This window comes from Sphingomonas sp. Leaf4 (genome assembly GCF_920939515.1).
GTDB lineage: Bacteria > Pseudomonadota > Alphaproteobacteria > Sphingomonadales > Sphingomonadaceae > Sphingomonas.
The window spans coordinates 463568-478047 of record NZ_CAKLBB010000002.1; the positions used below are offsets into that span (position 1 = coordinate 463568).

Annotated in this window: 8 protein-coding genes; 1 reads left to right on the top strand and 7 read right to left on the bottom strand. The window is 67.3% G+C overall.

Features of this window, described 5'->3' with window-relative positions; translation table 11 throughout:
- Positions 1-132: 132 nt before the first annotated feature.
- From LRA89_RS04695 to LRA89_RS04725, 7 genes are all read right to left on the bottom strand, one after another.
- Positions 133-1761 (bottom strand): Na+/H+ antiporter, encoded by a 1629-nt coding sequence (locus tag LRA89_RS04695; RefSeq protein ID WP_230769195.1) that lies wholly within the window; start codon positions 1759-1761, stop codon positions 133-135.
- A gap of 265 nt (positions 1762-2026) precedes the next feature.
- Positions 2027-2950: a metallophosphoesterase family protein gene (locus tag LRA89_RS04700; RefSeq protein ID WP_230769196.1), complete on the bottom strand. Its 924-nt coding sequence runs from the start codon at positions 2948-2950 to the stop codon at positions 2027-2029.
- Between the two features lie 65 nt (positions 2951-3015).
- Complete coding sequence (locus LRA89_RS04705; protein ID WP_230769197.1) at positions 3016-5529, bottom strand: TonB-dependent receptor domain-containing protein; 2514 nt, start codon at positions 5527-5529, stop codon at positions 3016-3018.
- A gap of 79 nt (positions 5530-5608) precedes the next feature.
- Positions 5609-6541 (bottom strand): FecR family protein, encoded by a 933-nt coding sequence (locus tag LRA89_RS04710; RefSeq protein WP_056494543.1) that lies wholly within the window; start codon positions 6539-6541, stop codon positions 5609-5611.
- On the bottom strand, positions 6511-7083 hold the full coding sequence (locus tag LRA89_RS04715) for an RNA polymerase sigma factor (protein WP_056494546.1): 573 nt from the start codon (positions 7081-7083) through the stop codon (positions 6511-6513). The genes LRA89_RS04710 and LRA89_RS04715 overlap by 31 nt, the downstream gene beginning before the upstream one ends.
- A gap of 185 nt (positions 7084-7268) precedes the next feature.
- Positions 7269-10490: a S41 family peptidase gene (locus LRA89_RS04720; protein WP_230769198.1), complete on the bottom strand. Its 3222-nt coding sequence runs from the start codon at positions 10488-10490 to the stop codon at positions 7269-7271.
- Between the two features lie 73 nt (positions 10491-10563).
- Positions 10564-13641 (bottom strand): TonB-dependent receptor plug domain-containing protein, encoded by a 3078-nt coding sequence (locus LRA89_RS04725; protein WP_230769199.1) that lies wholly within the window; start codon positions 13639-13641, stop codon positions 10564-10566.
- A gap of 177 nt (positions 13642-13818) precedes the next feature.
- Between LRA89_RS04725 and LRA89_RS04730 the strand changes: the two genes are divergently transcribed.
- On the top strand, positions 13819-14307 hold the full coding sequence (locus LRA89_RS04730) for an Lrp/AsnC family transcriptional regulator (protein ID WP_230769200.1): 489 nt from the start codon (positions 13819-13821) through the stop codon (positions 14305-14307).
- Positions 14308-14480 lie beyond the last annotated feature (173 nt).

Here is a 14480-nt window from a genome sequence, read left to right on the forward strand (position 1 = left end):
CCCCGGATGGGCTCCCCCGTCCTAACGAAGCAGCGCCGCGAAGGACCCATTCGCGAACGCTTATCAACAGCTTGCCGGCAACGAAGCGCGACATGACCCCGACGCCGGGTCGGGCGTCGGCTCACGCTCCCGTCACCCCCGATACCGGGCCTCGGCAAGATCGAGTTCGCGCACCAGCTTCCTTGCGGTTTCGCTGCCGATGGTGCGGCCACGGATCAGTTCGGTGAGTTGCTCGCGCTCTGCCTTCACCCCGATCAGCCCCAGTTCGGCCGACAGCCGTTCCTGCGTCCGCATCGCATCGGCGGTGCCGCCGGTCAGCCCGTCGATCCGCTCGCGATAGAAGTCCATCACCCGCGCGCCGGCGGCGGCATACAGATCGGGATCGTCATGCGCTTCGGCCAGCGCGTGCTGCTGCCGCTCGATCGCGCGTACCGCCGCCTTGGCGGTGGCGATGCGGGCGCCGTCCTCCTCGGCCTGACGCGACGGTTCGGCGGGAAGCGTCAGGCCGTTCAGCAGCACCGGCAGCGCAACCGTCGCCAGCAACAGCGAGACGATGATGACCCCGGCGGCGAGGAAGATCGCCAGGTCGCGCGCGGGAAAGGCGGTGCCGTCGTTCAGCGTGAGCGGCAGGGTCAGCACGCCGGCCAGCGTGATCGCGCCGCGCACCCCGGCGAACGAGGTCGTCGCGACCAGTCGCCAGTCGGGGCTGCGCATCGCTCCCGGCGGTGCCTTGCGCAGGATGGTGAGGCGCAGCGACACCCATACCCAGCAGAAGCGCAGCAGCGCGAGGCCGCCGACGATCGCGAGGACATAGACCGCCAGCCACCATGGCGAGGCGTGGCCGGTCAGCGCCACCGTTTCGCGCGCGCCGTCGAGGATGGCGGGCAATTGTTCGCCGAGCAGGACGAAGATGATGCCGTTCAGCGCGAACTGGACCATGTCCCACACCGAATTGCGGCGCATCCGCGTGACCGCCATCGCCTGTCGCGAGATTTCGGCATAGGTCATCGTCACGCCCGCCCCGACCGCGGCGAGGATGCCCGAGGCATGGACATGCTCGGCGAGCAGATAGGAGCCGAACGGGATCAGCAGGCTGACGAGGATCTGCGATCCGGTATCCTCGCCGTAGCGGCGCGTTACCCACGCCTTGGCGCGCGAAACGGTGAGGGTGAGCGCGACGCCGATCGCAAGGCCCGCGCCCGCGACCCACAGGAAGTTGAACGCGGCCTGCGTCGCCGAAAAGCTGCCCGTCAGCGCGGCGGTGATGGCGAAGCGCAGGCAGACGAGGCCCGAGGCGTCGTTGAGCAGCGACTCCCCTTCGAGGATGTGCATCATCCGCTTGGGGATCGGCACCCGCGCGGCGATGGCCGATACCGCGATCGGATCGGTCGGCGAGACGACGGCGGCCAGCGCGATCGCGACCGCCAGCGGCATCGCCGGGATCATCCAGTGGATGAAGAACCCCATGCCCACCACGGTCAGCAACACCAGCCCCAGCGCCAGTTCGACGACGGTCGACAAATCCTTGAACAACTCGTCCTTGGGGATGCGCCAGCCGTCGAGGAACAGCAGCGGCGGCAGGAAGAGGAACAGGAACAGTTCGGGGTCGAGCGTCACGCGGTGCGCGGTCGACAGCCCGATCACTCCGCCCAGCGCGATCTGCACCAGCGGCGTCGGCATCGACCACGGCAGCATCCGCGCGATCGCGCCGCTGACGACCACCGCCAGCAACAGGAACAGACTGATCGACACGACTTCCAAATAGCTTCTCCCCAGACGTCAGCGGGTTGGTAGAGAAATGTCGCGGTGTAGGGCAACCTGCAACTGGCCGACGGCACGCTGGTCGAGGTGCTTGCCAGCCGGGCGCCGACCCACCTTTACGATCTAGGCCGGCGTCGGGCAGGGCGATCATGCGTGGCCGATCGGGTATCCGTTCCGCAGAGGCGCCACCCAGTATCCGCATCGACCCGGGAAGAACGTCTGGCGTTCGGACGCCACAAGACGGGCTCGAATGTTGCCGTCTCGTTCAGATGATCACATCGTGTCGGTCGATCGAACGAAAACCAAAGCCGCGATAGCGCGAGATGACCTGATCGCCATCGACCGCGATGTCCATGTACCCCTCGTCCGTGCCCAGGAAACTGCCCTGCCACCAGTTGCCGCTGACCGCTCCGCCGGTAATGAACGGGATACCGTTCAGCGTCACCGTCTCGGCGACATGGCTATGCCCCTGGAGCACCGCGATCACATGATAGGGGCGCAGGACGCGCAACACCTCGCGGGCGTTCACCACGTTGGTCCAGTTGTGCGGCGTCCTCGTCCATTCCTCCGGCTCGTAGATCGACAGCGCGGTGACGATCGGGATATGGGTCGCGACGATGATCCGCGTACCCTTGGGCTGCGCGGCCAGATCCCGCGCCAGCCAGGCGAGCTGTGCCGGATCGATCCGCCCTTCATAGCTGCGATCCGGGGTCAGCCCGATCGAATCGAGCACGACGAAATGCACGCCCTTGTGATCGAAGGCGTAATAGGTCGGGCCGAAGCGTTCGATATAATATTGCTTGCCATAATCGGGCGCGGACGGTGCGATGCCGCTGGTCGGGAACACGCCGAAACAGTCGTGATTGCCCAGCACGTGATGCACCTTCGATCCGATCGCCTGTTCGGTTTCGACATACAGGTCCATCAGCCGGTTCGCCCGCGCGCGATCGACTTCCAGCGCGTCATAGACATGGTCGCCGCCCTGGATGACGAAGTCGTAACGCCCGCGCGCGACCGCACGGAAACATTGGCGGCATCCGTCCGCCGCCTGCAGTTCGGGCTGGATATGGCAATCGGTGACGAAGGCGAAACGGAAGGACGGTTCCGCCCGGCCGCGATCAGCGGCACGCGCGGCGGGCAGCAGGAGCGGCGCGGCGAGCGCCCCGGACAGCAGATGGCGACGGTTCATGGCAAATCCTTCGCAACGACGGGCGGCGCGATCCCGATGATCGCGCCGCCCGCCCCCGCCTTGTTTCAGAAATGGGCGCGGAGGGTGGCGTAGAGCTGACGCGGTGCGGCGACCTGCAACGTCGTATAGGTGCCGCCGGGGTCGCTGTTGCGAAAACCGCTGGTGCCGAGCGAGGCATAATAGCGGCGATCGAACAGGTTCACGACATTGACGAGCAGCTCGGCACCGGGCCGGGCCTTCGTGCCGGTCAGGCGATAGCCTGCCGAAAGGTCGACCGTCGCTGCGCCGGGCACCGGGCGGTCGTTGGTGAAGGTATAATAGCGGCTGCTGCGATAATGGCCGCTTACCTGTCCCCACAACCGGTCGTCGTCATACGCCAGTTCGAGGTTGCCGGTGTTGCGCGGCGAGGCGACGACCTGATTGCCCGCGATCGCCACCGGCGCACGGCCGGGCACCGCCACATCGTCGTCATAGGTCGCGACGTTATAGCCCCAGCTTCCGTACAACGACCAGTCGGGGGCGAACCGCCAGTTGGCGGCACCCTCTACGCCGCGCGACGTCACGCTGCCGACGTTCTGGAGCACATTCTGGTTGCCGACGATCGTCGCGCTGATCGACGATGCGAGCAGCCGGTTGGCGAAGCGGACGTGATAGCCGGTGAGCGACAATTGCAGCGCGGCATCGTGATAGCGATAGCCGCCCTCGATCGTGCTGGTCGTCTCGGGCTTCAGATCGTCGCGGATGAAGTTGAACCCGGCCTGCGTGGTCGAGAACGGGCCGCTCGCGGCGGAGGCGACGAAGCCCGCCATGTTGCGCGTATAGTCGGCGAAGACTTCGTTGTGCGCATCGAGCCGGTAGAGCGCACCGACGGTCGGCAGGAACCAGTTGGTCGCGCGGATCGTGCCGTCGATCGGCTGGCGGCTCGTGATCGTCTCCGCCGTGTTGCTGGTGATGAGCGCCTTCACGCCGGCGTTCAGTTTCAGCGCCTCGCTCGCCTGCCACGTATCGCCCAGATGCACCTGCGTGATCTTCGTCGTGAAGCGATAGTTCCAGCGGGTGAAGAACGGATTTTCGTAGAATTTCTGGAACCGGCGCGGTGCGACGCCCGCCTGCAACCCGTAATAATACGCCTGCTGATGGAAACGGTTGTCCTCGATCCAGATCCCGCCCTCGACATGATGATCGCCAAGGTCGGCGGCAAGGCGGGAGATCAACCCCTTGCGGTTGATGTCGTATTTGACCGCCGATACCGAAACCGGCGACCCGCCGAATGCCGCGGGCGAGGGGTCATAGGGGCTGGCGAAGGTGCCGATACCCTTGTCGAGATGCCAATAGACGGTCGTGCTGCCGCTGATCGCGTCCGACAGGCGATAGGCGAGCTTTTCATACGCCAGCATGTCGCGCCGTACGCCGCCGCCATTGTAATAGACGTCGTCGGCATTCTTATAGGGTGCGGGTACGGCGGTTCCGTTCTGGAGCGCGCGCGCCAGCGCCTCGGCCAGCGCGAAATTGTCGGTCACGTTGTCGACGTCCCAGCCCAGCCGGTTGACCAGATCGAACGACACGTCCGCATAATCGTCCTCGCGACGATCCTGCAGGTTGAGATAGGTGGTCGAGGTGACCGCGTCACCGATCGGCTGCACGAACTGGACGTTCAACTGGTCCTGTTTCTGCTTGCCGGACCCTTTCCATTTGCCGGTATTCTGATGCGCAAAGGACAGCGCCACGCGCCCGCCACCGGGCAGGATGCCGCTATTCGCCCGGGCGAAGGTGCGCCACGTATCCGCGCTGCCATAGGTCTGGGCGAGGTCGATGCCGAAGCTGTCGGCCGGCGGCAACGACGTGAAATCGATCGTCCCGCCGATATTGCTGGTGGAGGCGGTGCCCAGCGCGCCGCTGCCCTGCGATAACGTCACCGCACCGTTGTTCTCGGTGATGAGGGCGCGGCCGATCGCCAGGCCGTTGTTGTTGCGATACTGCATGTTGCCCAGCGGGACGCCGTCGAGCGTATAGCCCATCTGGTCGGTGGTGAAGCCGCGGATGGTGATCTGCTGCGCCCATTCATACGCACCCAGCGGGTCGGACGACACGAAGTCGACCCCGGGCAGCTTGGCGAGCGTCTGCAACGGCGAGGTGCCGGGCGCTTCCTTGGCGAGTTCGCGCGGCGACAGCGTCTGGCTCTGGCGCGACTGGCCGCGACCAAGCACGATGATCTCCTGCGGTTCCGGCTCGGGCGCGGTCGCCGCACCGATGGTCGTCGGGCGCGGTGCGGCGGCAGGCGCGACCGCGCGGAGCGCGATCATCGTCGCGCTCCGCGTGCGGATTTCAAGCGGCTGCCCGGCCATCAGGTGGCGGAGCGCGGCGTCGCGGGTATAGGAACCGCGCAATGCCTTTACCCTGCGTCCGGCCAGCGCGTCATAGGGGAACAAGATCTGCACCCCCGCCTGTTGTGAAAAGCGGTTGAAGGCGACGGTGGCGTCACCTGCCGCGATGTCGAAATGATAGGTCCGCGCCGCAGCCTGCGCAGCAGCGGGCACCGCCGCGCATAGCAGCGCGACGCCGTTCAGATACCGAAACATGCAATCCCCCGAACAATGTGTCGTTCGGAATGCAGGACGGGTGGTCGGGGACGAACCGCTATCGCTTCGGCAAATTTATTTACGCGGTGACCAGAATGATCGTGCCGTTGGCGTCGCGACGCGCGGCGATACCGAAGCTGGCCCGCATCGCTGCCAGGAATTCGCGAACGTCGCCGTTCGAGAAGCGTCCGCCAAGGCGCAGACCGGCCAGCCCCGGTTCGCCGATCCTGATCTTGTCGCGCAGATAGCGGTTATATTCGGCGAGCGCGGCATCGAGCCGGTCGCCCTCGAGCACGAGTACCCCCTGTCGCCATCCACGTAGCCGATCGATGGCCGCATCGTCGCCCGGTTCAATGCGTGCCGTCCCGCCCGCCAGCAACAGCCGTTGGCCGGTACGCGCGGTCCGGCCGTTACCGGTCCCGCTGCCTTCGAGCACGGTCAGCGTACATGCCGCACTGCCAAGCCGGGCGTTGAACGACCCGCCACCAAGCATGAACCGCCCGGCGGAGGTCCGCAATTCGACTGGCGTCGCATCGCTGCGGCAGTCGATCGCCGCCTCGCCCCGGTCGAGCCACAGCATGGGTCGGTCGCCACCGGTTCGCCAATACAGGATGCTGTCGGTGTTGAGATCGACCGTCAACTGGTCGTCGATGCGGATCGTCCGGCGTTCGCCGACATCGGTGACGGCACGTTCGCGAGCATAGGCGCTATAGGCGAAGCCGCCGCCCATCGCCGCCACGACGCCGGTGCCGATCGCACCGCGCAGGATCGCGCGCCGCGGATGACGCCGGGGTGCGGGCGGCGGCGGTGCCTGCTGCTGCAACAGTCGCAGCGCGCGCACGCCATCCAGCGCCCGCCAGGTCGCGGCGACCTCGGCAAAGGCGATTGCGTGCCGGACATCGGCATCGCGCCACCCCTCGAACGCCGCACGGTCGGCCGTACCCGCGTCGAGCGCCGCCAGCCATGCCGCCGCCGTGTCGGTCAGTTCCGTGCCTTGTGCGTGCTGGTCCATTCCGTCCGGCTATTCTCTTGCGCGCCCGATTCCGCCGAACGCATCGCCGTGGTGAGCAGCGACAATCCCTTGGCGAGATGCTTTTCCACGGTAGAGACGGAGATGGAAAGCCTTTCCGCTATCGTGCCCGGCGAGAGGCCGTCGATTTTGCGCAGCCGGACGACGCGCGCGCATTGCGGCGGCAACGCATCGATCAATTGCAGCAGATGATCGAGGTCGGACTTCGCCGATGCGACCGAGAAGGCATCGGGCGCCGGATCGGCCAGCACCAGCGTGTCGATCGACGCCAAGTGATCGATCGACACCACCTGCGCCCGGCGCAGCCGCTCGATCGCGAGGTTCTGGACGATGGTCAGCACGAAGGCGCGGGGATGCTGGATTGCGCGGTAATCGGCGACGGCCAGCACGCGGGCATAGGCCTCCTGCACCAGATCGTCCGCCTCGCCCGCACCACAGAACAGCGCGGCCTTGCGAACATAGGCCGGCCCGGACGGCAGCACCTCGGCCATGAACCATCGGTCAATGTCGCGGAGCCAGCTCACACCCGTTACCCTCGAACGTCACGGCCGCTCCTAGTCGACCGATGTGACGCGACAGCGACAGCCCGAACCGGTGCTCCTCACCCCGGCGAACATGGCGTCGTCGAGAGCATGAACCGGGCCACGCCGATCGGGCCGACGCAGGCGGCGCGGCGGTCGGACAGGCTCGACCTACCGCTTGCCGGCCTTCACCTGCTTCCGCTCGCGATCGGCGGCATGGGCTGCCCCGACCCCAGCACTTCGATACCTTTCAGCAACTGCGCATCGCCGCTCTCGCCCAGCGGGCGGGTGACGTTGACATCGACCGGACGCGGGTGCATTTCGAGGTCGCGGCCGGCGGTATCGCGGATGCGGGTGTGCGGCACGCGCATGATCGATCCATCGATGAGCGACGTCGGGCTGGTATAGATGATCCAGCCCGCCGTGGGTTGACCGACGACCTTGCCCAGCCCCAGCGTGCGATAGCCCTCGGTGAAATCCTCCGCGTCGGACAGCGACGATTCATCGGTCAGCAGCACCGTCGGCAGCCCCAGCGCGCGCTGGCCCAGCGCCTGGCGGCTGGGCACCGGTGGCTGGCCGCGGGTCTGCATGGTCAGGAAGTTGCGCCGTGCGAACACGTCGAGCGCATAGCCGTTGACGAACCCGCCGTCGTTGTGGCGCAGGTCGATCACCACCCCTTGTCGCGCCTGGTTGGTGGCGTCGAGGTCGAGGTAGAGCTGGGTCAGCGATTCCGCCGACATGTCGGGGATATGGACATAGCCAAATCGCCCGGCCGACAGCCGTTCGGTCATCGCCCGCCGCTCCGCCACCCATGCCCGGTAACGCAGCCCGGCGGCGACGCTGGCCGAAACCGGGCGGACCACCGTCTGGCGGCGCGTGCCGCCACGATCGATCGTCACGCTCACCCGGTCGCCGACCCGGTGGTCGAGCAGCGCGTCGAGATTGTCGTGCGGGCCGATCGCCACCCCGTCGATCGCGACGATCCGGTCGCCCGGCGCGATCGCGGCGCTGACCGCCGCCGGGCCGTTGGGCACCAGCGTCGCGACGACCAGCCCGCGTCCCGCCTCGGCGGCGGCAGGATCGAAGGTGACGCCGAGATTGCCGACCCGGTCGACCGGCAGCGCGCCGTCGCCGCGCATCGGGCGGTTGATGCCCATATGCGACGCATTCAGTTCGCCGAACATCAGGTTGATGACCCGGCGCAGTTCGTCGGGCGTCGCCGCCGCCAGCGCATAGGGTCGAAAGCGCGCGCCGATCGCGCGCCAGTCGTGCCCGGTGAAGCCGGGATCGAAGAAGCCGCGATCGAGCGTGCCCCATGCCTGATCGAACACGATGCCGCGTTCGGCGGCGAAATCGACGTCCATCTCCGCGCCGATGTCGACCATCTGCGGCTTCGGTTCGGCGAGCGGCGTGGTCATCACCCGCCCATCCTCCAGCCACGCCAGCAGCTTGCCGTCGCCGGACAGGTCGAAATCGCCCTTGGGCCGGTCGGTGGCGGTGATCTGTTGCGCTGACGGCGGCGTGGCGGCCTGTTCATCAAGGCTGTAGCGATAGAGATTGTCGCGTTCGCGTTCCTGCGCGCGGAACACCAGCGTCTTGCCGTCGGCGGCGATCACCGGTGCCTCGGCGCTCATCCCCAGCGGCAGCACGCTGGCGCGATCGCGCAGGCCGTCCCACTCGATCCGCACCACCGGGCGGACCGGGGCGGCGTCGGCGACGGGTTTCGGCGCGGCGGCCTTGGCGGCATCGGGCTTCGCGTCGGGCGTGTCGTCGAACAGCCCGCGGAACAGATCCTCGCGGTAGCGCGGCACGCGGGGGATCAGGTCGATGCGGACGATGCGCGACGGCTCGGTCCGTTGCGCGGTGTCGAACAGGATGTAGCGGCCATCGGGCGACCATGCGATCTGCCCCAGCCAGCCATTGGCGAGGAACCCGACCTGTCGCGCTTCGCCGCCCGCCGCCGGCACGACATGGACGTTCACGAACGACCGTGCGTCGCGCACCGGAAAGGCGATCCACGTCCCGTCGGGCGACCACACCGGACGCGGTCCGTCCTCCTCCACCGCCAGCGCGCCGGTGAACAGCAGCGTGTCGCTGGCCGCCACCTTGCCCTGTGCCGGGCGATAGACGCGCAATTCGCGGCGGTTGCGGACATAGGCGATGGCGCGGCCGTCGCCCGACCATGACGGCGCGACAGCGACGCCGGCCCCGGTCAGCATCGTTTCGCGCCCGGCGGCGATGTCGCTCAGCGCAAGGCGGCGATCCTGCCCCGCTTCGGTGACGTAGAGCAGCCGGCGCGAATCGGGCGACCACGCGACCTCGCGTTCGGCGGCGAGGCTGGTGGTGATGCGCTGCGCCGGGCCGCCGTCCTTGGCGGCGGCGGCGAACACCTCGCCATGCGCGATCAGCGCGACCTTGCGCCCGTCGGGCGACAGCGCCATGCGATCGAAGCGGGCGAAGCGTTGATGGCGGCGCGGTTCGGCGGCGGGGGCACCGCGCAGGCGGATCGGCACCGGAGCCGCCGTGCCGGTCGCGGCATCGAACCGCCATACGCCCATGTCGCGTTCGAACACGATGTCACCGCCCGCCCGCGCGCCCGAGGGGAACAGCAGCCGGCCATCGGTGAAGCGGGTCAATTGCTGCGGCACCGCGCCGGGCGTCAGCGCGACGCGCCACAGATTCTCGGTGCCGTCGCGGTCGCTCATATAGGTGATCGCCCCGCCATCGGCCGACCAGACCGGCCATGCGTGCTTGGCCCCGTCGCCCAGCAGCATACGGTAGGCTCCGGTGCCGTCCGCCTGTTTCAGCCAGATCTCGTTCTCGTCGATATGGCTGTGGCCGTTGCGCCACCATTGTGTGTTGGCGATGCCGCGCGCGACCAGCGCGATCCGCCCGCCATCGGGCGAAGGTGCCGCCTGGAATTCGGACAGATAGCGTTCGCCGCTGACCGGTTGCGGCGTGCCGCCCGTGACCGGCACCCGGAAGATGTCGCTCTGGCGCGCGACGTCGCCCGCGCTCGACGCGAAATAGAGCCACTGGCCGTCGCCGGACCAGCCGTCCAGTTCCTCGTTCGCCTCGGCATAGGTCAGCCGGGTGATCGCGCCGTTGTCGAGGTTCAGGACATGGATGTTGGTGCTGCCACCCCGGTTCGAGGTGAAGGCGAGGCGGCGGCCGTCGGGCGAATAGCGTGGCCGCCCCTCGGTCGCCGGATCGGTCACGAGCAGGCGGGCGATCCCGCCGGCGGCGGGCACTTCCCAGATGTCGCCGCCCGATACGAACGCGATCGTCATGCCGTCGGGCGACAGCGCCGGTTCGGACAGCATCGGTCGCGCTACGGACGCGGCGGGGTCCTGTGCGGCGAGGGGCACGGCGGCGGTGGCCAGCAACAAGGCGGCGAGGCGGGCGATCATGCGGGCAACATCCATGCGAAACGCGAAACTGGCAAGGGGCCGGGCGTGTCGCCACGCCCGGCCCCCCGGCGGATCAGAAGCCCTGCTTCAACCGGACGAAGAACGACCGGCCGGTCAGGTTGTACTGGTTCCCCGCGACCGATCCGATGCGGTAGGTGAAGGCATCGGGGCCGATCACCGCCGGTCGCCGGTCGAACAGGTTCGTCACGCCGACCTGAAGGTTGGTGCGTTCCAGCACCTGCGCGCGCAGCGAGGTGTAGGCGGTGACATAGGCCGGCACCGACAGCTTCTCGACCACTTCGGCGAAGTCGTTGGAATTGCCATAGGTGTTGCGGCCCGCATAGGCGCCGTAGAAGCGGAAATGATCGGTGCCGGGAACGAATGCCTCCTCGTCCGTCCAGTAGCGCGTGTCGTCGACCTTCCCGATATAGTTCGCGCCGACGAACCAGCTCAGCTTGCGCCAGCTCAGGTTCGCCTCTGCATAGCCGCTGAGTTCGGGGAAGCCCGACAGGCCGTTGCGCTCCAGTTTCGCGCTCAGCGCGTCGCGCGTGACCGAGGTTTCGAGCGCACGGGTGCCGCGCAGTTCGAAGCCCAGCCGGACCTCACCGGGCAGCGGCACCGCCAGTTGCAGCGCCACGTCGATGCCGCGTGCGCGCTGTTCGGACAGGTTCAGATAGCGGTTCGACACTTCGGTGATCGCCCGCGTCACCGGATCGCGGGTGATCTGCGAACAGAAGCTTTGCCGCTCGGGGCCGCTCAGCCGGTAGCAACTGCCGATGATGTTCGACACGCCGAAGGTCGTCACTTGGTTGCGGACGCGGATGTCGTAATAATCGACCGCGAGCTGCAAGCCGGCGAACCCGGGCCGCACCACCACGCCGAAGTTGAGGTTGGTCGACGTCTCCGCCTTCAGATTGCCCGCGCCGCCGCCGCTGATCCCGCGGATCGAGGTGATGTTGGCGGGGGTGAAGTCGGCGGCGAAGCCATCGGCGCGGCAATTGGCGGCGACGGTCGCGTTGGCCCCCTCGCCATAGCGCTGGCAGGGGTCGGTATAACCGAAAAACGATGTCTGGTCGGCGAGGTTGAGTTCGTAGATCGTCGGCGCGCGGAACGACGTGCCATAGGAAGCGCGCAGCGCGATCGGCTTCACCACCTCCCACGCGCCCGCCACCCGGTAGGTGCCGTTCGATCCATAGGAGCTGTAATCGGTGTAGCGCCCCGATGCGGTCACTTGCAGGCTGCGGATCAGCGGCAGGCCGGCGAGCAGCGGGACGCCCAGTTCGCCGTACACTTCGCGCACCGTGTCCGACCCCGCCGTGCGCCCGGCGGTGGAGAAGGCGAAATAGTTCTGGTTGCGCGCGTTATAGCCCGGCGTGTCGTCGAGATCGTCGGTCCTGATCGTGCCGCCGACCGCGAGCGCCACGTTGCCGGCGGGCAGCGTGAACAGCGTGCCCGACAGGCTCGCCTCCAGCGCGAACTGGTCGTAGCGGGTATGGCCTTCCTCATAGCCTTCGAGGAAACCGCGTTCGGCATCGCTCCAGTTCTGGTCGACGAGGAACCGTTTGGTCAGCCAAGGGATCGACACGCACGGCGTCGGGCCGGAAATGGTGATCCGGCGCGCGTCGCAAGCGGTGCCCGGCGCGGTCGCCGCGTTCAGCCGGTCCTGATAATAGAAGGTCTGGCCATAGGTGCCGCGCGACAGGCCGACCCGGGCATTGGCGTCGTAGCGCCACCCCTTGAGCGCGCCGCCGGTGAAGGTGCCGCGCAAGCCGAAGCTGGCCTGGGCGAAGTCGACACGCTGTTCGGCGCGGAACGGGCGCACGACCTGCGGCCCGACGACGCCGGGCGAATTGCCGCCGCTGGCGGCGATCAGCGCCGATCCGACGGTGTTGTTGGGATTGGTCGCCGCCAGCAGCGGATAGAGGAAATACCAGCTATTGGACGTCGATTCGCGATGCGAATACAGGCCGGTCAGATAGAATTCGCTGTGCCCCGCAACGTCGAACCCGGCCGAGAAGAACGCATTGAGCCGGCTGTACGGCGAGATCGAATCCGCTTCCTCGAACGCGCGGCTGGTATTGGGCGAATAGGCGAAGGTGTCGGGGAAGCCGGCGCGGTTGGTGCGTACCCAGTCGCGCAGCGGCGCGGTCGCCGGATTGGCGAGCGATTGCAGGTTCAGCGCGGCGGCGGGGTAGGGGCCGTTGGCCCGGCCCGGATCGAGCGTGAAGCTGCCGCCGTACCAATAGGGATCGAAGAAGATGCCGGTCGGATTATGGTTGTAGCAGCGGAAGTTGCCCGACCGGTCGCGGGCATCGACCCGCTCGCCGCTGGTCGGGGAATAGACGAAATCCTGCGCGCAGGCGGTTTCCGCCCGGTCCTTCAGGTTCAGTTCGTATTGCCGGTCATATTCGACCGCCAGCGACGCATAGAAATTCTCGTAATTGCGGCCCCAATAGGCGTTGGCGTTCAGATACTCGCCGCCGCCCGCCTGCGACACGCGCCCGAAGCCGCCGATCTCCAGCCCGTTGCCGCCCTTGCGGGTGATCGCGTTGACGACGCCCGCGATCGCGTCCGATCCATAGACCGACGATGCGCCGGTGGTCAGCACCTCGACCCGGTCGAGCGCGATCGCCGGAATGACATTGTAATCGACCGGCGCGACCTGGCTGCCGGTGCCCGACGGCGCGATGCGCTGCCCGTTCAGCAGGGTCAGGGTGCGGATCGCCGACAGGTTGCGCAGCGATATGGTGCTGACGTTCGCGCCGCCGCTGACGACCATGCCGCCCGCCCCGGTCGCCGCCATCTGGTTGTTGACCTGTTGCGTGCCCAGCGCCGCCGTCGATCGCGCGACCATTTCCGCGGCGGTGGCCAGGCCGGCATTGGCTGCCGTATCGGCGCGGATCACCTGCACCGGCGCGGTCAGCGAAAATTCAGAAGGCAGCCGCGAACCGGTGACGACGATGGCGTCGTCGTCGGCGTCCGGCACGACCGGATCGGTCACGGGCAGCGGGGCCGCGTCGGGATCGGCCGATACGGGATCGGGCGCGGCGCTTTGCGCGCCGCGCTTCGGCGTGGTCTGCGCGGATGCGGCGGTGCCGTAGATCAGCGCGATGGAAAGAACGAGCGACGATACTCCAGTATGATAGCGCATGATGTAGCCCCCAGCTTCATGACTGCTTTCACCCCTGCGTGATGCCGTTGTGGCGGTGCGGAATCTCTTTCGGATTCCATTGTGCGCTTGCTAACACCAAACCGGACGGGGGTTCTCACCAATCTTTCCCCGGAAATCGTGTATCGATGCACGATATTGCAGCGAAAGGATGATCGGATGACGAAAACCGATGCGGTTGATCTCGATCGAATCGATTATCGCATTCTTCGCGTGCTTTCGTCGCAGGGGCGGTCGAGCGATGTCGCGATCGGCGAGGAAGCCGGACTGTCGAGCAACGCCGTCGCGCGCCGCCGCCGGCAGATGGAGGAAAGCGGCGTGATCGCCGGCTATTCGGCCGACATCAATCTGCGACGCATCGGGTATGGCCTGCTGATCCTCGTCCAGATCGAACTCGCCTCGCAATCCGACCGGGCGATCGGGGAGTTCGAGCAGGCGATCCAGCGCTGCGCGGCGGTTTCGAAATGCTGGTTCGTTTCAGGCGACGTCGATTTCCTAGCGCTGGTGCATGTCACCTCGCTGGAGGACTATGACGAAACCTATCGTCAGGAACTATCGATCCTGCCGAATGTCGCGAAAATCCGCAGCTCGTTCGTCCTGCGGCGGGTGCTGGACCGGGCCACGCCACCGTCCGCGATCAAATATTGATCCGCCGTCGCGCAACGCGCGCATCGCGGGGACACGGGTTTTCGGCAGGCGTCGGCGCTCGGCTGGCGTAGATCCTCGACCGGGTTCCCGCCACATTCTCCAGACCCGGTCCCGGCGGATCGTCGTTACGACGACCCGGCCGGACGTTGACAGCACCGCGCAGGTCGTTCCGG

Coding starts and splice junctions, on each gene's coding strand:
- LRA89_RS04730 (WP_230769200.1), top strand. CDS start 13,819: ATGACGAAAACCGATGCGGTTGATCTCGATCGAATCGATTATCGCATT.
- LRA89_RS04705 (WP_230769197.1), bottom strand. CDS start 5,529: ATGTTTCGGTATCTGAACGGCGTCGCGCTGCTATGCGCGGCGGTGCCC.
- LRA89_RS04720 (WP_230769198.1), bottom strand. CDS start 10,490: ATGATCGCCCGCCTCGCCGCCTTGTTGCTGGCCACCGCCGCCGTGCCC.
- LRA89_RS04725 (WP_230769199.1), bottom strand. CDS start 13,641: ATGCGCTATCATACTGGAGTATCGTCGCTCGTTCTTTCCATCGCGCTG.
- LRA89_RS04700 (WP_230769196.1), bottom strand. CDS start 2,950: ATGAACCGTCGCCATCTGCTGTCCGGGGCGCTCGCCGCGCCGCTCCTG.
- LRA89_RS04710 (WP_056494543.1), bottom strand. CDS start 6,541: ATGGACCAGCACGCACAAGGCACGGAACTGACCGACACGGCGGCGGCA.